Origin of the sequence: Bordetella genomosp. 9, from assembly GCF_002261425.1 — a bacterium.
GTDB lineage: Bacteria > Pseudomonadota > Gammaproteobacteria > Burkholderiales > Burkholderiaceae_B > Bordetella_C.
The window spans coordinates 1,001,455-1,019,788 of the sequence record NZ_NEVJ01000003.1; the positions used below are offsets into that span (position 1 = coordinate 1,001,455).

17 protein-coding genes are annotated in these 18,334 nt (G+C 67.0%); 10 read left to right on the forward strand and 7 right to left on the reverse strand.

Annotated elements, in window-relative coordinates:
- Positions 1-15 precede the first annotated feature (15 nt).
- Together queE and queD are read left to right on the forward strand one after the other, a co-directional pair.
- Entirely contained in the window at positions 16-648 is a 633-nt protein-coding gene (queE, locus tag CAL26_RS15665) for a 7-carboxy-7-deazaguanine synthase (protein ID WP_094847790.1), read from the forward strand.
- The gene (gene queD, locus CAL26_RS15670) at positions 645-1,118 is read left to right on the forward strand and encodes a 6-carboxytetrahydropterin synthase QueD (protein WP_094847791.1); all 474 of its coding nucleotides are present in this window, start codon (positions 645-647) and stop codon (positions 1,116-1,118) included. The genes queE and queD overlap by 4 nt, the downstream gene beginning before the upstream one ends.
- A 19-nt stretch (positions 1,119-1,137) precedes the next feature.
- Here the strand turns inward: queD and CAL26_RS15675 are convergent, their stop codons facing one another.
- From CAL26_RS15675 to CAL26_RS15685, 3 genes are all read right to left on the reverse strand, one after another.
- Positions 1,138-1,374, reverse strand: a complete 237-nt coding sequence (locus CAL26_RS15675; protein WP_094847792.1) for a helix-turn-helix domain-containing protein — start codon at positions 1,372-1,374, stop codon at positions 1,138-1,140.
- A gap of 39 nt (positions 1,375-1,413) precedes the next feature.
- Positions 1,414-2,025: a DUF2975 domain-containing protein gene (locus CAL26_RS15680; RefSeq protein WP_094847793.1), complete on the reverse strand. Its 612-nt coding sequence runs from the start codon at positions 2,023-2,025 to the stop codon at positions 1,414-1,416.
- A gap of 174 nt (positions 2,026-2,199) precedes the next feature.
- Positions 2,200-4,503, reverse strand: coding sequence for a phosphocholine-specific phospholipase C (locus tag CAL26_RS15685; protein WP_094847794.1), 2,304 nt, complete (start codon positions 4,501-4,503; stop codon positions 2,200-2,202).
- Between the two features lie 331 nt (positions 4,504-4,834).
- Here CAL26_RS15685 and CAL26_RS15690 point away from each other — a divergent pair, with 331 nt between their 5' ends.
- The gene (locus tag CAL26_RS15690) at positions 4,835-6,217 is read left to right on the forward strand and encodes an FAD-containing oxidoreductase (RefSeq protein ID WP_094849906.1); all 1,383 of its coding nucleotides are present in this window, start codon (positions 4,835-4,837) and stop codon (positions 6,215-6,217) included.
- 15 nt (positions 6,218-6,232) lie between these two features.
- On the opposite strand, the gene CAL26_RS15695 is transcribed toward CAL26_RS15690, so the two are convergent.
- From CAL26_RS15695 to CAL26_RS15705, 3 genes are all read right to left on the reverse strand, one after another.
- Positions 6,233-6,616, reverse strand: a complete 384-nt coding sequence (locus CAL26_RS15695; protein ID WP_256988471.1) for an HVO_A0114 family putative DNA-binding protein — start codon at positions 6,614-6,616, stop codon at positions 6,233-6,235.
- Between the two features lie 198 nt (positions 6,617-6,814).
- A complete protein-coding gene (locus CAL26_RS15700) occupies positions 6,815-7,792 on the reverse strand; it encodes a Bug family tripartite tricarboxylate transporter substrate binding protein (protein ID WP_094847795.1) in 978 nt (325 codons plus the stop codon).
- 171 nt (positions 7,793-7,963) lie between these two features.
- Entirely contained in the window at positions 7,964-9,208 is a 1,245-nt protein-coding gene (locus CAL26_RS15705; protein WP_094847796.1) for an MFS transporter, read from the reverse strand.
- Between the two features lie 268 nt (positions 9,209-9,476).
- On the opposite strand from CAL26_RS15705, the gene CAL26_RS15710 reads away from it, so the two are divergent.
- Positions 9,477-10,457, forward strand: a complete 981-nt coding sequence (locus CAL26_RS15710) for a Bug family tripartite tricarboxylate transporter substrate binding protein (protein WP_094847797.1) — start codon at positions 9,477-9,479, stop codon at positions 10,455-10,457.
- 17 nt (positions 10,458-10,474) lie between these two features.
- On the opposite strand, the gene hutI is transcribed toward CAL26_RS15710, so the two are convergent.
- Complete coding sequence (gene hutI, locus CAL26_RS15715) at positions 10,475-11,725, reverse strand: imidazolonepropionase (RefSeq protein WP_094847798.1); 1,251 nt, start codon at positions 11,723-11,725, stop codon at positions 10,475-10,477.
- Positions 11,726-11,873: 148 nt separating this feature from the next.
- On the opposite strand from hutI, the gene hutC reads away from it, so the two are divergent.
- From hutC to CAL26_RS15745, 6 genes are all read left to right on the forward strand, one after another.
- Positions 11,874-12,635, forward strand: coding sequence for a histidine utilization repressor (gene hutC / locus CAL26_RS15720; RefSeq protein ID WP_094847799.1), 762 nt, complete (start codon positions 11,874-11,876; stop codon positions 12,633-12,635).
- Positions 12,632-14,314, forward strand: coding sequence for a urocanate hydratase (hutU, locus tag CAL26_RS15725; RefSeq protein ID WP_094847800.1), 1,683 nt, complete (start codon positions 12,632-12,634; stop codon positions 14,312-14,314). The genes hutC and hutU overlap by 4 nt, the downstream gene beginning before the upstream one ends.
- Before the next feature lie 120 nt (positions 14,315-14,434).
- Positions 14,435-15,424: a Bug family tripartite tricarboxylate transporter substrate binding protein gene (locus CAL26_RS15730; RefSeq protein WP_094847801.1), complete on the forward strand. Its 990-nt coding sequence runs from the start codon at positions 14,435-14,437 to the stop codon at positions 15,422-15,424.
- A 13-nt stretch (positions 15,425-15,437) separates the two neighbouring features.
- Positions 15,438-16,442: an ornithine cyclodeaminase family protein gene (locus CAL26_RS15735; protein ID WP_086065558.1), complete on the forward strand. Its 1,005-nt coding sequence runs from the start codon at positions 15,438-15,440 to the stop codon at positions 16,440-16,442.
- A gap of 21 nt (positions 16,443-16,463) precedes the next feature.
- On the forward strand, positions 16,464-17,285 hold the full coding sequence (locus CAL26_RS15740; protein ID WP_094847802.1) for a phosphate/phosphite/phosphonate ABC transporter substrate-binding protein: 822 nt from the start codon (positions 16,464-16,466) through the stop codon (positions 17,283-17,285).
- 347 nt (positions 17,286-17,632) lie between these two features.
- Positions 17,633-18,322, forward strand: a complete 690-nt coding sequence (locus tag CAL26_RS15745; RefSeq protein WP_094847803.1) for an SDR family NAD(P)-dependent oxidoreductase — start codon at positions 17,633-17,635, stop codon at positions 18,320-18,322.
- Positions 18,323-18,334: the final 12 nt, after the last annotated feature.

Sequence of the window (18,334 nt, forward strand, 5' to 3'; positions counted from 1 at the left end):
AGACCCGCTGTTTTCATGACCTACGCCGTCAAGGAAATTTTCAAGACCCTGCAGGGCGAAGGGGCGCAGGCGGGACGAGCCGCGGTTTTCTGCCGTTTCGCCGGCTGCAACCTGTGGTCCGGCCGCGAAAGCGACCGCGCCACGGCCGCCTGTACCTTCTGCGACACCGACTTCATCGGCACCGACGGCCCCGGCGGCGGCAAATTCGCCGACGCCGATAGGCTGGCCGATGCGCTGGCCGCGGAATGGGGTCCCGATACCGCCCTCCGCTACGTGGTGTTCACGGGCGGCGAACCGCTGCTGCAGCTCGACCGTGCCCTGATCGCCGCGGTGCACGTGCGCGGCTTCACGATCGCCATCGAGACCAACGGCACCATGGTGCCGCCGGAAGGCATCGACTGGGTCTGCGTCAGCCCCAAGGGCAAGGCGCCCGTGCTGCTGCGCGCCGGCAATGAGTTGAAGCTGGTCTATCCGCAGGCCGACGCCCGGCCGGAGTCCTTCGCCGGCCTGAAGTTCGAGCACTTTTTCCTGCAACCCATGGACGGGCCCGAACGCACGGCGCACACGCAGGCGATCGTCGAGTACTGCAAGCAGCATCCGCAATGGCGCCTGAGCCTGCAAACCCATAAATACATAGGCATTCCATGAGCAGCCCCACGTGCCCGGAACCCGGCACGATCTCCGTCACCCGCCGGCTGGAATTCGACGCCGGCCATCGCATTCCGGACCATCGCAGCCAATGCCGCAATATGCACGGCCATCGCTATGTGCTGGAAGTCACGCTGGAAGGCCAGGTCATCGATGCGCCCGGCGCGTCGGACAACGGCATGGTGATGGATTTCTCGGACATCAAGGCGATCGCCAACGAACACCTGGTCGACCATTGGGACCACGCTTTCCTGGTGTACGCGGGCGATGCCGCCGTGCGCGGCTTCCTGGACAGCCTGCCGGGGCACAAGACCGTGGTGCTGGACCGGATTCCCACGGTGGAAAACCTGGCGCGCATCGCCTTCGACATCCTGCGCCCGCATTACCACCGGCAGTTCGGCGGCGATCTGCGGCTGGCCCGCGTGCGGCTGTATGAAACGCCCAATTGCTGGGCGGATTGCGAAGGCTGACGCGCCGGCCGCCGGCCGCCTATTCCCCGGCCGGCGGCGTGTCGGTTTCCTCGGAGTCCTGGTAGGCCAGCAGGTCACCCGGCTGGCACTGCAGGGCGCGGCAGATCGCTTCCAGCGTGTCGAAGCGCACGCCCCTGACCTTCCCCGATTTCAGCAGCGACAGGTTCTGTTCCGTGATGCCGACGATGGCGGCCAGGTCCTTGGACTTCATCTTGCGCTTGCTGAGCATGACGTCCAGTGTGACGACGATGGGCATTGCGGTCCTGCCGTGGGGTGAATGTCGCGTCGCGGGCCGCTAGACGAATTGCTGGTTTTCGCGATAGACCTCGGACGCGCGCTGCAGGATGCGGCCGACGATGGCGATGCATGCGGCGACGAACAGCGCCACCAGGGCCGACGTGTCCACCGACAGCGCGACGATGTGGTGGCCGGGTTCGGCGCGTATGGTCAGCCATATGCTCAGCACCGGTTCGGTCAGGAACTGCACCACCACCCACAAGGCGATCCAGCGCCCGACCGCGGCCAGATGGCGTCCGGCCCGCATGGAAAAGTAGGCGCCCCGGGCGTAGTCGCGGAACAGCGCGCGCAGATGGGCCAGGCCGCGCATCAGCACCAGCAGCGGCACGCTGGTGATCAGCATCGCGCCTATCGTCTGCCACGCCGGGAACTGGGTCGGGTCTATCGAACTGTCCGACAGCCAGCGCGCGGTCATGCCGAAGCTGAAGCCATAGCCATGCGGACCATAAGGGGGGTAGATCCAGTTGACGATGTTGAGCGCCAGCAATGCGGCCATTACCACCAGCGTGAGGCCGGCCATGCGGTGGCTGAGGTTGGCCAGGCGGTCGGGCGTGCATTCGCGGCGGTCGCGTTGGTCGCGGCGGCCGGGCTCGCGGTTGAACAGGGTCATGGGAAAACCTTTCGAAAATGGGCAACGTGGCGCTGGGTGTGGCCGCCGACCGCAAATGGCGGATAAGCCATCGGAAGTCCTGCGGCAACTGCCCAACGCAGACGCATCATAACAGGGGAATTATCGTAAAACAATAATTTATTGCCGCAATGGATTAACTTTCGGCAGGTCGGCTCACATCAGGGCGGCATAGCTGCCCTGCGCGAGGCCGCCCATCGCCGGATCGGAGATCCCGTGCGCGCCGGTTTCCATCCGGCCGGCGAACCGCCGGGCGTAGTCCTGCGCGGCGGTCCCGCCCGCCATCCGGACCCTGAGCGTGAAGTCGTACCAGCAGTGCGACGCCGCCAGCGGCCATCGCCATTCGGCCTGCCGGCCCGCGGGCACATCCTGGCTTTTCGACGCGCCGCCGAAGTAGGCGTTGTCGGTGACGGTCACTGCCATGCCGGCTTCGGATGGATTGCTGACCGTCAGCACCAGCGCGCCTTCGGCCGGCGCATAACGGACGCGCGTGATCGGCGGCCGCGTCGCGGGCAGCGCCGCGAGGGCGCCGGCGAAGTGCCGGTGAAAGCCGTTGGGGCCCAGCACCCAAAGGTTGTAGCGTCCGTCCGGCAGCGGCGGCCAGGCGTCTTCCAGCGCCCTGCCCGGCTCGACCGTATAGCGGCGCGGCAAGGCGTCCAGGCGGTGGATGTCGTAGACGTGAAAAACAGCGGCCCGCCCACCGGTGTTGGAAAAGCGCAGCCGCAGGCGCTGCGCGCGCGCCCCGGGCTGCGCCTGCCGGTCCGCCTGACTGTCCACAGGTCGCGGTGGCGCGCTCTCGACCACCCACTCATCGTCCACATGCAGCTCATACGGCAAGGCGCGCGAGCGCCGCGACCCCATGGCCTGTATCGGCAGCTCGGGCGCCGCCGGCGCGACGGGCGCGGTGGTGCCGGGCAGCGACCGGCTGCGTCCATCCAGCGCGGCGGTGTCCGGCAGCCGCGCCGGCCTGCTTTCCTGGTTGGGCATGGCGAAGTCGAAACAGGACATCAGGTCGCCCGCGACCGCCCGCCGCCAGGGGCTGATGTTGGGCTCATCGACGCCGAAGCGCCGTGCGATGAAGCGCAGCACCGACGTATGGTCGAAGACCTCCGAATTCACCCAGCCGCCGCGGCTCCAGGGCGAGATCACATACATGGGCACGCGCGGTCCCATGCCATAGGGATGATGGCGATAGGCCAGCGTGGACTGCACGCCGCCCACATCGTCGCCCAGATAGTCGTCGCCGGCGTCCACCGTGCTGGCGCCCTGCGGGTCGAGCGCCTGCGTGCCGCCGGCGGTGCGCGCGTACGACGGCGGCGCGGGCGGCGGCATGTGGTCGAAGAAACCGTCGTTCTCATCGAAATTCAGGATCAGCACCGTGCGGCTCCACACGCGCGGATTGGCCGTCAACGCCTCCAGCACCTGCGCGGTGTAGGCGGCGCCCTGCGCGGGGCTGGACGGTTGCGGATGCTCGGACGCCGACGACGGCGCGCAGATCCACGAGACCTGCGGCAGGCGGTCCGCCATCACGTCCGCGCGCAGCGCGTCCAGGTTGCGCGTGCGTATGCCTCTTTCGTACAGCGCGCGTTCACGCTCGGTACGCTGCGGCAGCACGGCGGGGACGCTATGGGCATGCGCCTGGCGAAAGGCCTTGAAGCCGAACAGCGGGTTCAGCGCGTAGAACTCGAATTCGTTGTCCTGGTACACCTGCCAGCTGACGCCCGCGTCCTGCAGGCGTTCCGCGTAGGTCATCCAGGTGTAGCCGTCCTTGTGGGAGCCTTTCTTCAGCGTGTTGTAGCTGTTGTCCAGCGCGGGGCCGTTGTAGATGTCCGGCCGGGCGGGATCGTCCCGGCCGTGATTGGTGCCGGTGTAGATGAAGCATCGGTTCGGATTGGTGCCGCCGGTCAGCGAACAATAATAGGCATCGCACACGGTGAAGGCGTTGGCCAGCGCGAACTGGAACGGCAGGTCGGCCTCGGCGTAATAGACCATGGACGCGTTCTTCTTGAACTGCGGCCAGTGCGTCATGCGCCCGCCGTCCCACGCATCCTGCGCGTCGGGATAAAGATGGGGCGTGCCCGCGGTGCGCATCAGGCGAAAGTCCACCGCCGTATCGTTGTGCTGCGGCGCCAGGATGGCCGGCAGGCCCGCCGGCTGGCCGTCGTGGCGCTGGTACCAGACCGTCCGGCCGCGCATGCCGGGCGCATCGGCCACGGGAATGGGGAAGCGGTCGCCGAAGCCCCTGACGCCGGCCATCGTGCCGAAATAGTGGTCGAAGGCGCGGTTTTCCTGCGTCAGGACGACGATGTGCTCGACGTCCCGCAAGGTGCCGGTGCGACGGTCCGCCTCGATGGCGAGCGCCTTGCGTATGGCGGGCGGAAACATCGACAGGGCCGCGGCGGCGCCCGCGCCGCGGGCCGACTTGCGGAAGAATTCGCGGCGGCGATGATCGGTGGACATGTTCCGGGCTTGCTCCCTATACGCGGCGGTGCGGCCGCCTGTTGCGCGGTATGACCGGCCGGCCAGCCACGCGGGCCACCGGTCACCGGCGTCGATGCAAGTATGCCCGCATCCGGCGCACATCGAGCTGACAAGCGCCGGCCCCAACCGGTGGTTTCTTCATTCACGGCCAGCGTTTACAGTGGTGGATCGCCGCGGCAAGGGCACCGCCCCGCCGACCGGCTTCCGTCCACCGCCGCTGGCGCGGCGCGCACAGTGAGGTCATGCCATGAGCACGCAGCCGACGAATCCCCCTTCCCAGCCGACCGCCGCCGGCGCGCGGACCGCGACGATGGCAGGCAGCCACTACGACGCCATCATCATCGGCGCCGGCCAGGCCGGGCCGCCGCTGGCCGGACGCCTGACCGAGGCGGGCCAGCGCGTCGCGCTGATCGAACGCAAGCACTTCGGCGGCACCTGCGTGAATACGGGCTGCATGCCCACCAAGACGCTGGTGGCCAGCGCCTACGCCGCCCATCTGGCGCGGCGGTCGGCCGACTTCGGCGTCACCTTGCCAGGACAGGTCGGCATCGATGCGACACGCCTGAAGGCGCGCAAGGACGAGGTCGTCATGCGTGCGCGCGGCAATGTCGAAAAATGGCTGCGCGGCATGGACAAGTGCACCGTGCTGCAAGGCCAGGGGCGATTCGTCGGCCCGCATGACATCGAGGTCGACGGGCAGCGCCTGTCGGCCGACCGCATCTACATCAACGTGGGCGGCCGCGCCAATATCCCGGACATGCCGGGCGTGCACGACATCCCCCTGCTCACCAATACCAGCCTGCTGGAGCTGGACAACGTGCCGCGCCACATGGTGGTCATAGGCGGCAGCTACATCGGCCTGGAATTCGCGCAGATGTACCGGCGCTTCGGCGCCGAGGTCACGGTGGTGGAGAAAGGCCCGCGCCTGATCTCGCGGGAAGATCCCGATGTATCCGACGCCATCCTGAAGATCCTGGAAAAGGAAGGGATACGCGTGCACCTGAACGCCGAATGCATACGCTTCGAGCCGCATCCCGACGGCGCGGCCGTGCGCGTGTCATGCTCGCAGGATCCGGGTCCGATCATCGGTTCGCACGTGCTGATGGCCGTGGGCCGCGTGCCGAATACGGCCGACCTGGGGCTGGAGGCCGCCGGCGTGAAAATGGACGCGCGCGGCTATATCGTCGTCGACGATGAACTGCGCACCAATGTGCCGCACATCTGGGCCCTGGGCGATTGCAATGGGCGCGGCGCCTTCACCCACACTTCATACAACGATTTCGAAATCGTTGCGGCGAACCTGCTGGACCAGGACCCGCGCCGCGTCAGCGACCGCCTGCCCTGCTATGCCCTGTACATCGACCCGCCCCTGGGCCGGGTCGGCATGACCGAAGCCGCGGTGCGCGCCACCGGCCGCCCCGCGCTGGTCGGCATCCGCCCCATGACGCGCGTCGGCCGCGCCGTCGAAAAAGGCGAGACCGACGGTTTCATGAAAGTCGTGGTCGATGCCGAAACCAAGGCCATCCTGGGCGCCGCCATCCTGGGCACCGGCGGCGACGAAGCCGTCCACGGCATCCTGGACATCATGTCCAGCAAGGCGCCCTACACCACCCTGCAGCGCACCGTACACATCCATCCCACGGTATCGGAGCTGATACCCACGGTACTGGGTGAGCTGAAGCCCCTGGCATAGATGGCTTGGTCCGTATCAGAACGACACTTCAAAGGAGATTCCGCAGTAATTGGATCGGGGTGCCAACTGACGGCCTGGACCTTGTTCGAAATAGATCAATCCGTACTGTTCCATGGTCCGCAACGTACGGGAAAGATTTGATTTTGCCCTGCCGCTTTTGATGGCAAGTTCATTCAACGATGCGGGTTTTGTCCGCGCAATCAGGGCGAGCAGTGCCCGGTTCTTGTCGGACAAGACCTGAGCAAGGCTTTCCATGGATTGGAACCAGACTTTGGGCTCGCCAGCGCTCGGCCGGTATTCGCCCCTGGCTATAGCGAGCGTCCTGGCCTTGTACTGCTCAAGCGACGCGATACCGATTTTGAGCCTTTTCATGTCAGGGGTCCTGTCGCGCAGCGTCATCTCAACCTCCGTCCAAAAGTCGCTGAGCAAAGCAGCTGCGTCCATATATGTGTAGAAGCGCACGCGGCTGGATTCCGAGAGTAGGCCGATCAGGCGCTACCGAGATTCAACGCCAAGGAAAAGGGCCCAGCGAACACTGAGCCCTAAGCGTGGATGCTCAAGGCCGTACGGCCCGAAGCGGTGCACCTGCAACCCTGGTCAATCCACCGTCGCGCCGGACGCCTTCACGGCCTTGCCCCAGGTGCCGATTTCCTTGACGACGTAGGAATGGAATTCCGCCGGCGTCATGTGCATGGGCTCCACGCCCAGCGTGGCGAGCTGTTCCTTGACGTCGGGGGCGTTGAGGATATCCTGCACCTCCTGGTTCATGCGCTTGGTGATGGCGTCGGGAATGCCCGCCGGGCCGAGCAGGCCGTACCAGGGTTGCGCGTCGACGCCCTTGATGCCGGTTTCGGCCAGCGTGGGCACGTCGGGCAAGGCGGCGGAGCGCTGTGCGCCGGTGACGGCCAGGACTTTCAGGTTGCCGGCCTTGACCTGCTGCATGATGGGCAAGGGATTTTCGAAAGCCAGCGGCACCTGGCCGCCGACCAGGTCGTTCAGCAAGGGCCCCGAGCCCTTGTACGGAATGTGGCGGATCTTGGTGCCCGCGGCGGTGTTGAACATTTCGCCGATGATGTGCTGCGGCGTGCCGGAACCGGCCGAGCCGAAGACCAGGTCACCGGTCTTGCCCTTGGCGATGACGTCCTTGATGGAGTTCAGCCCGGACTTCGCATTGACCGCGACCACAAAGCTGGTGCGCGCCAGCGGCGCGACTTCCGTGAAGTCCTTGGCCGGGTCGTAGGGCAGCGACTTGTACAGCGTCCCGGCGATCACGATGGGACCGCTGGCCGCCAGCAGGTAGGTATAGCCATCCGGCTTGGCCTTGGCGACATAGGCGGTGCCGATGTTGCCGCCGGCGCCGGCGCGGTTTTCGACCACGACGGTCTGCTTCAGCTTATCGTGCAGGCGGGTCGCCAGCAGGCGCGCCAGGACGTCGGTGGTGCCGCCCGGCGCATAAGGCGAAACCAGCGTGATGGGCTTGTCGGGCCAGGCATCGGCCGCCCGCGCCGCGGGTGCGGCGGCCAGGACGGCGGTGGCGAACAGCGCTGCGAAGCAGCGATGGGAAGCACGGCTCATGTTGTCTGTCTCCTTGGTTTTCTAATCGCGCGATCGCGGGGATCGCGGCCGGGCCGAAGCGCCGAATCCGGAGGATAACCAGGGAAACGTGTCGGGGCTATGCGGGTATTCCAGCCGCACGCCGCGTGGGCAATGCATCCGCGGGCCGTCCGCCGCGCGGCGCCGGGGATACTAGCGACGCGCCCTGCGCACGCGCACCACTCGGTTGTACAGCGCGCCCAGCGCCATCAGCAGGCTGGTCCCCAGGAACACCGACCGCATGCCGAAATGGCCGCCGACGAAACCGCCGGCCAGCGGCCCCACCACCTGGCCCACATACTGGGCCGATGTCGAATACCCCAGCATCCCGCCCGCCACGCGCTCCGGCACGTTATGGCGGATCACCGAGGCGATGCAGGGCAGCAATCCGCCCAGCGACAGTCCCATCAGGAAACGCAGCACCACCAGCTGCCAGCTCGCCGTGATGAAGGCCTGCGGGATGAGCAGCAGCGCCGACACCAGCAGACAGGCGATGATCACGTTCCAGTGCCCCACCCGGTCCGCCAGCCGGCCCAGGCGCGAGGCCGACAGGATGCTGCCCAGCGCCGTCGCCGACATCACCAGCCCGGCCACCATCGTCACGTTGCGCGGCTCGGCGAACTGCGCAACGTACACCGTGATGATGGGCTCGATCGACATGTTCGCCAGCATCAGCAGCATGCCGGTGAACAGCATCGCCAGCAGCGGTCCCTTGTCCGGTACGGCGGCCAGGCCGCCCTTGGGCTTGTCGGCCGACTTCGCGGGCCGGGGCCGGCGCTCTTCCTTGATCAGGAACGTGGTCACCAGGAAGGCCAGGAAGATCAGCGCCCCCGACGCCAGGAAGGTCGCGCGTATGCCGATCAGCGGCGGCAGCGCCCCGCCGATCAGCGGTCCGGCCAGGTTGCCCGCCATGATGCCGGACGACAGCATGCCCAGCGCCCAGCCGGTGCGATGCCTGGGCGTCTGCGTGGCCACCAGCACCATCGAGCCGGACGCATAGCCGCCCAGCAGCCCAGCCAGCAGGCGCAGGCCGACCAATTGGTACACGTTTTCCGCCATGCCGATCAGCGACATGGCGATGGCCATGCCCAGGCTGGCGCGTATCAGCATCAGCTTGCGGCCATAGCGGTCGGCCAGGCGTCCCCACAGCGGCGCGGTCAGCGCGGCGGTGAAGAACGTGGCGCCGAACGCCACCCCCGACCACTGCACGATGGCCGCATGATCCTTGACGCCCAGCTGCTCCACATACAGCGGCAGGAAGGGCAGCAGCAAGGTCATGCCGATGATGGTGGTGAAGGAACCGAACACGCATACCGCCAGGTTGCGCATCCAATGGTCCGAACCCTGCTCCAACAGGGTGGCATCGGCGGTGGAAGATGTCGTGCTGGAGCTGCTCATGGGCAATGGACTGACGGTGGTTCCGGGGGACGCGCGAAGGCAGCTGGCACTATATACGGCGCCACCTGGCGGCAACCAGCCGAGCGCCCGTACCGTAATAGCGCACACCGGCATGGCGGATACTGGCATCGGCAGCACCAGGATAAGCCGCGGTTTCGCTTATGTCTCGAAAGAGGCACAATCTGCGCGGGGGATCTTTCCATCGGCGGCGGCGCCCGCAACGCAAGGCGCCGCGAAAAACGATAAGACGAGACAACGGAAGATCATCATGAATACAGCATTGCCGCGACGCGGCGTACGCCTTGCCATCGCGCTGTCGGCCTGCCTGGCCGCCGGCGCCGCCATGGCGGCGGACTGGCCCAGCCATCCCATCACCTTCGTCGCGCCCTTCAGTCCGGGCGGCGGCATCGACCTGGCCGCGCGGCTGGTCGCCAAATCCGTCAGCGAACAGCTGCACCAGTCGATCATCGTCGAAAACCGCCCTGGCGCGGGCGGCGCCATCGGCGCGGCCCACGTCGCGCACAGCGCGCCTGACGGCTATACCTTCCTGGTGGGCGGCAACAGCGTCATCACCAACAGCCTGATCCACCCCAAGCAGCCGTACAAGGACGAAGCACTGACGCCGGTCGTGCTGATGACCGTGACCCCTTCGATCATCGTCACCAGCGCCGCCAATCCTTCCAACAACCTGAAGGAATTCCTGGACGACGCCAGGAAGAACCACAACGGCCGCATCACCTTTTCCACCGCGGGCAACGGCAGCGCGCCGCAATTCGTCGCGGAGATGCTGCGCGAAGCCACGGGCATGAACGTGGAACCCATCACCTACAAGAGCGGCGGCGAAGGCGTGACCGCGGTGGTCGCCGGGCAGGTCGACGCGACGTCCGAAGCCAGCGTCGCCACCCTGCCCCTGATCAAGGGCGGCAAGCTGAAGGGACTGGCGATCACCGGCGACAAGCGCATGGCCAGCGCGCCCAACATCCCCACCACGGCGGAAGAAGGCCTGCCCACGCTGCGGATCGTGCACTGGGCCGGCCTGCTGGCGCCGACCGGCACGCCCGACAATATCCTGGACAGGATGAATGCCGCCGTGAACGCTGCGCTGAAGACGCCGGACGTGCAGCAGGCGCTACAGCGCAGCAGCCAGGACGCCGGCGGCGGCACGCGAGCGTCCTTCACCAAGTTCACCCAGGACGAACGCGCGCGCCTGGGCCAGATCGTCAAGACCGGCCACATGCAGACGGACTGATCGCGGCCGGCCGGCCGTCACGCCACCTGTTCGACGCCGCGCCGCAGGATGCGCGCCGGCCGGTGCGCGCCGTGGCTGTAGCATAGCTCCGCCAGTTCCGGCACCCGCCAGAACACCAGGTCGGCCCACTTGCCTGGCGTCACGGTGCCGATCTCATCCTGCAGGCCGAGCGCGCGCGCCGCGGCCTGCGTGACGCCCTGCAGGGCCTCGGCCGGCGTCAGGCGGAACAGCGTGCACGCCATGTTCAGCATCAGCAACAACGATGCGAACGGCGACGTGCCGGGATTGCAGTCCGTCGCCACCGCCATGGGCACGCCGTGGCGGCGCAGCAGGTCGATCGGCGGCACCTTCGTATCGCGCAGGAAATAGAACGCCCCGGGCAATAACACCGCGACCGTTCCGGCCGCCGCCATGGCCCGCGCGCCGGCTTCGTCCAGATGCTCCAGATGGTCCGCCGACAAGGCGCGGTAACGCGCGCCCAGGGCCGCGGCGCCGCACAGGTTCAGCTGTTCGGCATGCACCTTCACCGGCAGGCCCAGCGCTGCCGCCGTGCGGTAGACCCGCTCCGTCTGCGCGCTGTCGAAACCTATGCTTTCGTGGAACACGTCCACCGCATCCGCCAGCCCGAGCCGCGCGGCCTCCGGCAGCACGTCGGCGCAGACGAAATCGATGTAGTCGTCGGCACGGCCGGCATATTCGGGCGGCAGCGCATGCGCGCCCAGGAAAGTCGTGCGTATCGTCACCGGCAGGCTCGCGCCCAGGGCGCGGGCCGCGCGCAGCATGGCCAGTTCGGTGTCGCGGTCCAGGCCGTAGCCGGACTTGATCTCCACCGTGGTCACGCCTTCGCACAGCAAGGCGCGCAGGCGCGGCAAGGCTTGCGCGATCAGGCCGTCTTCCCCCGCCTGCCGCGTGGCGCGCACGGTGGAAACGATGCCACCGCCGGCGCGCGCGATGTCTTCATACGAGGCGCCGTTCAAGCGCATCTCGAATTCCCGGGCGCGCGAACCCGCATAGATCAGATGCGTGTGGCAATCGATCAGGCCGGGCATCACCCAGGCGCCTTCCGCATCGATCAGGGTGCCCGGCCGGCCGGCGGAATCCGCCCATGCGCCGGCGGGCGCATCCGCCGCCCTGCCGATCCAGGCGATGCGTCCGCCCTGGATGGCGATCGCGTCGGCATCGTCGCGCACGCCATACGGCGCGGCGGAATCGAAAGTCGCGATCCGGGCGTTGACGATCAGGGCGTCCTGGCTTGCTTCAGTGGTCATGGGGTCTTTTCCAGCGCATGGGGCTTTATCGCGCATCGGCGGAATAAAGCCATCCTCGGGTTTTCCATAGCCGGATGGTACTTGCCTATACTTGTATATTCAAGTTAGAGTTTGCCCCATCCCCAGTCGCAGACATCCACCCATCCGCATGCCCGCCGCCAGCCTCCCGCTCCCTCCCTATGCACGCATCAAGCAGCACATCGTCGCGCAGATCGAAGCCGGCGAATGGGCGGTGAACGACCAGGTCCCGTCGGAAAACCAGCTGGCCGCGCAGTTCGAGGTCTCGCGCATGACGGCGCGCCGCGCGATCCTGGAACTGACCCAGGAAGGCATGCTGGTCCGCAGCCAGGGCCTGGGCACCTTCGTGGCGGAACAGAAACCCGCCCTGCCCGTGCTGGAAGTCCGCAACATCGCCGACGAAATCGCCCAGCGCGGCCACCGCTATTCCAACCGCGTGCTGCAGCTGGAGCGCGTGACCGCGCCGGAAGCCATCGCCGCCGCGCTGGACCTGTCCATCGACAAATCCGTCTACCACTCGCTGATCCTGCATCTGGACAACGACGCGCCCGTGCAGCTGGAAGACCGCTACGTCAACCCCCGCGTGGCCCCCGACTACATCCGGCAGGACTTCAGCCGCGAAACGCCCAATGCCTACCTGAGCCGCGTCGCGCCGCTGACCGCCGTCGAACACACCATCGAGGCCATTCTTCCCGATACCCGCGTCGCGGGCTGGCTGGGACTGAAAGGCCCGCAAGCCTGCCTGCAGGTGCTGCGCCGCACCTGGTCCGGCGAGCACGTCGCCACCTGCGCCCGACTCATCCATCCCGGCGACCGCTATCGCCTGACCGGCCACGCCGTCATGCCCACACGCCCCGCCCCCGCCAAGACTTCCGGAGAACAACAGCCATGACCGCTACGAAAAACGCCCGCATCGACCCCTCGCGCAAGATCCGCGCGCCGCGCGGCAATACCCTGAGCTGCAGGAACTGGCTGATCGAAGCCGCCTACCGCATGATCCAGAACAACCTGGACGCGGAAGTGGCCGAGCATCCGGATCAGTTGGTGGTGTACGGCGGCATCGGCCGCGCCGCGCGCGACTGGCCGTCCTTCGACAAGATCCTGGAAGTGCTGCGCCGCCTGCAGCCCGACGAAACGCTGCTGATCCAGTCCGGCAAGCCGGTCGGCGTGTTCCGGACCCATGAAGACGCCCCGCGCGTGCTGCTGGCCAATTCCAACCTGGTGCCGCATTGGGCCACCTGGGAACACTTCCACGAACTCGACCGCAAGGGCCTGATGATGTACGGCCAGATGACGGCCGGCAGCTGGATCTACATCGGCTCCCAGGGCATCGTGCAAGGCACCTACGAAACCTTCTATTCGGTGGCCAACCGCCATTTCGGCGGCGATCCCAAGGGCCGCTGGATCCTGACGGCGGGCCTGGGCGGGATGGGCGGCGCGCAGCCGCTGGCCGCCACCATGGCCGGCTTCAGCATGATCGCGGTGGAGTGCGACGAGTCGCGCATCGACTTCCGCCTGCGCACCCGCTATATCGACGTGAAAGCCAAGACCCTGGACGAAGCGCTGGGCCTGCTGGAGCAGCCCAAGACCCAGGGCAAGGCCGTGTCCATCGGCTTGTTGGGCAATGCCGCCGACGTGCTGGCGGAAATGGTCCAGCGCGGTATCACGCCCGACTGCGTGACCGACCAGACCTCCGCCCACGATCCCTTGAACGGCTACCTGCCGCAGGGCTGGACGATGGAAGAATGGAAAGCCCGCCGCAACGACGAACCGGATGCCGTGGTGCGCGCGGCCAAGCAATCCATGGCCGGCCACGTGCGCGCCATGCTGACGCTGCAGGAACGCGGTGCGGCGACGCTGGACTACGGCAACAATATCCGCCAGATGGCGCTGGAAATGGGCGTGGAGAACGCCTTCGATTTCCCCGGTTTCGTGCCCGCCTATATCCGCCCGCTGTTCTGCGAAGGCATCGGTCCGTTCCGCTGGGCCGCGCTGTCGGGCGATCCGGAGGACATCTACAAGACGGACGCCAAGGTCAAGGAACTGATCCCGCACGACAAGCATCTGCACAACTGGCTGGACATGGCGCGCGAACGCATCGCCTTCCAGGGCCTGCCGGCGCGCATCTGCTGGGTGGGCGTGCGCGATCGCGCGCGGCTGGGGTTGGCCTTCAATGAGATGGTCCGCACCGGGGAACTGAGCGCGCCCGTGGTCATCGGCCGCGATCACCTGGATTCCGGCTCGGTGGCCAGCCCGAACCGTGAAACGGAATCGATGCGGGACGGCTCGGACGCGGTGTCCGACTGGCCCTTGCTGAATGCCCTGCTGAACACCGCCGGCGGCGCGACCTGGGTGTCGCTGCACCATGGCGGCGGCGTCGGCATGGGGTTCTCGCAGCACGCCGGCGTGGTCATCGTGTGCGATGGCACCGAAGCGGCGGATCGCCGCATCGCGCGTGTGCTGCACAACGACCCTGCGACGGGCGTCATGCGCCACGCGGACGCCGGCTACGAAGAAGCCATCGCCTGCGCGCGCGACGCCGGACTGGACCTGCCGATGCTGGGCCGCTGAGAACCGAAACGACTTCACGCGCCCGCCCGCGCGGCCGGCATCACGCCGCGATCGAACACCTTACCCGCCGGCCTCGGGCCGGCATCACGCAGCAGTAGACACACATACAAGGGGAATACCATGAAACTGTCTCTGAGCCTGCGCCTGGCGGCTTGCGCCGCCGGCGCCCTCATCGCGGCATCCGCCGCGCCCGTGCACGCGGCGGATGCCTATCCTTCCAAGCCCGTGACCATCATCGTGCCGTTCGGCGCGGGCGGCGTCGCCGACGCCATCCCGCGCATCGTCGGGCAGAAGCTCAACGAAATGTGGGGCGTGCCGGTCATCATCGAAAACCGCCCCGGCGCCTCCGGCAACCTGGGCATGGGCCAAGTCGCCCGCGCCGCCGCCGACGGCTACACGCTGGGCCTGGCGCCGGCCGGCAACCTGACCGTCAACCCGCTGCTCTACACCAACCTGAACTTCGACACGGCCCACGCCTTCGCGCCCATCACGCTGCTGGCGACCTCGCCCAACATCCTGGTCGTGAACCCCGCCCTGCCGGCCAAGGACTTCAAGTCCTTCATCGAATACGCCAAGAGCAAGCCGGGCAAGCTGAACTTCGCCTCGCCCGGCGCCGGCAGCGGCGCGCACCTGGCCGGCGAGCTGCTGAACCAATCCGCCGGCATCAGCACCATGCATATCCCGTACAACGGCATGGCGCCCGCCGTCACCGACGTGGTCGCGGGCAACGTGGACATGATGTTCGCCGGCGTTTCCAGCGTGCTGCCCTTCATCCGCAGCGGCAAGCTGCGCGCCCTGGCCATCGCCGGACCGCATCGGCTGCCGCAGCTGCCCGACGTCCCCACCGTCGCCGAAAGCGGCTACCCGGGTTTCGACGTGACGTCGTGGTACGGCCTGGTCGCTCCCGCCAAGACGCCGCCCGCCGTCCTGGCCAAGCTGGCGCAGGACGTCGCGACCGTCCTGAAGGATCCGGCCGTGCGGCAGAAGTTCGAAGACCAGGGCGTGGAGCCCTCCAGCATTACATCGCAAGCCTTCGCCGCCATGATCCAGGACGAGTCCCGCAAGTGGGCGGACATCGTCAAGACGGCGGGCATCAAGCCTATCCAGTAAGTCCGGAGACATCATGCAGTCCATCGACATTACCTACCTGAACGGGCCCGACGTCAAAGCCCTGAACATCACCGATGCCGAGATCCTGGCCGCGGTGGAAGGCGCCCTGCGCGCGCAGGGCCTGGGCAAGACCGTGATCGAGCCGCGCGTGCACCTGGTGCCGGAATCCTCGGACAAGGGCCACTTCAACGTGCTGCGCGGCTACATCGAGCCGCTGCACGTGGCCGGCGTCAAGGTGGTCAGCGATTTCGTCGACAACTACAAGGTCGACCTGCCGTCCGAAATGGCCTTGCTGAACCTGTTCGATCCGGTCACCGGCAAGCCGCTGGCCATCGTCGATGCGACTGCCATCACCGACATGCGCACCGGCGCGGTCACCGCGCTGGGCGCCAAGCACCTGGCGCGGCGCGACAGCAAGATACTGGGCCACATCGGGGCGCGCGGCACCTCGTACTGGAACGTGCGCCTGCTGGACAGCATCTTCAATTTCGACGAGATCCGCGTGCACTCGCGCCGTCCCGAAAGCCGCCAGGCCTTTGGCGACCGCCTGTCGCGCGACCTGGGCAAGCCGGTCAAGGTGGTGGAAGATTGGGAATCCTGCGTGCGCGACGCTGACATCGTCGTCGAAGCCTCGCGCCTGCCCAAGCCCACGCCGCTGCTCAAGACGGAATGGATCAAGCCGGGCGCGCTGGTCATGCCCTACGGCACCATGAGCGCGGTCGAGCTCTCGCTGACGGACATCATGTCCAAGGTGGTGGTCGACGATTGGGGCCAGTGCCGCAAGGGCCTGCCCTTCGGTTCGCTGCGCGCCCACGTGGACAGCGACCGCATCACCCAGGAAAACCTGCACGCCGAGATCGGCCAGATCGTGGCCGGCCTGAAGCCGGGACGCGAGAACGATCAGGAGACCATCCTGTTCTGGCATCGCGGCCTGTCGACGACGGACATCGCGCTGGGGCAGGCGATGCTGGACAAGGCCAAGCGACTCGGTATCGGGCAGACCTTGAAGTACGCCTGATCGAACACACCGGGAGCCGCCATGACCGCTACGCCTTTGATCGCATCGACCCGCATGTACGACGTCGCGCCGTCCGCCAAGACGGCGTGGCATGCGCTGCTGGCCGAGGCACATCGGCGGGCGGGCCTGCACGTGACCTTTGTCGAACACGGTTGGCCGACGCCGATCGGTGAACTCTGGGCGCGCCCCGGCCTGTGCGGCGCATTCATGTGCGGCTGGCCGTTCGCGCAAGCATTGCGCGGCGGCAAGGCTTATACGGCGGTGGCCGCCGTCGTGCCGGATTTGCCCGGTTACGACGACCAGGCGCGTTATCGCAGCGCCTTCCTGGTGCGCGAAGATGCGCCCTGGCAGCGGCTGGAGGATGCGTTCGGCAGCCGCTACGGGTGGATGGTGCGCGACTCCCAGTCCGGCTGGAACGCGCCCCGGCGCCTGCTCGCCCGCCATGCGGCGGCGCGCGGGGACTCGCTGTTCCAGGAAGTCAAAGGTCCTTATGGCAACCCACGTGGCCTGCTGCGCGCCTTGCGCGATGGCGAAATCGACCTGACGGCCGTGGACGGGTGGTATCTGGACCTGCTGCGCGTGCATGACGCAGACGCGCTACAGGGCCTGCGCGCGATCGGATATACGGATTGGACGCCGAATCCCTTGCTCGTCAGCGGACAGGATGTCGACCCCGCGACGTCCGAGCGCCTGACAGCCGCGCTGCTCGGCATGCACACCGACGCCGGCACCAGGGAATTGCTGCGCGCGGCGCACGTCGCGCGCTTCACGGCCGCGGACCCGCGTGCCTACGAAGTACTGCTCGACCACGATAGCGACCGCAGCTATCCGGAGATCCGCTAGGTCACGTCCGCTATTCGGGAATTGGATAGCGGCGGATGGAGATGCCTCCAACCGCCGCCAGTTCGACGCTGTTCCGCGCCGTCCAGACTGCTTAAATGACGTGGAACAGCCAAAGCAGAATGATGACCGGGATGGGGATCCCCAACAGCCAGAGCAGAATGCCTCGCATGGCGCTCTCCTTTCTCGGTTGCCCGCTACGTATGGCAGGCTTCGGGCTACTGTGGAGCAAGGGCCGTGCCCGCGTGTCCATTGCTTACTCCAGGTCAACAATCCATTGACATCCAGGCCGTGTACGCACGACGCTCCGAGTGCTCCAATGACCACGGACACCATACAAGGAGCTTTCAATGGCCGATCAGAAAACCGTACTTATCCTGGGCGCGTCACGCGGCCTGGGCCTGGCGCTGGCCGAGGAATACTGCGGCAAGGGCTGGCACGTCATCGCCACCACGCGCAGCCAGTCTCCGCAACTCGAAGCCTTGCGCGAACGCAGCGTCTGCGAACTGGAAATCCAGTCCGTCGACATCACCGACCTGGCGTCGGTACGTGAACTGCACGCTCGCCTGCAAGGCCGCACGCTGGACACGCTGTTCGTCAATGCCGGCATCTGCAAGGCGAACGAACTGACCCCGCTGCAAGGCGACGAACAGGATTTCATCGACATGATGCTGACCAACGCGCTCAGCCCCATGCGGGTCATCGAAGTCTTCCAGGACATGGTTGCGCGCGATGGCGTCATCGCTGTCATGTCCTCGGAGCTGGGCAGCATCACCAACAACGAAGGCTTCTGGGAGCTGTACAGTTCCAGCAAGGCCGCGTTGAACATGTTGATGAAGGCCTACGCGTCGCGCCATGCCGGCGGCACGCAAGCCCTGCTGCTGGTCGCGCCCGGATGGGTGCGTACCGAGATGGGCGGCAGCAACGCCGCCCTGGACGTCTCGGAAAGCATCCCGCTGGTGGTCGACACCGTAGAGCGCCATGCCGGCCGGCCAGGACTGCGATACATCGACCGGCACGGCGCAACGCTGCCCTGGTAGCGGCCGCGTTGA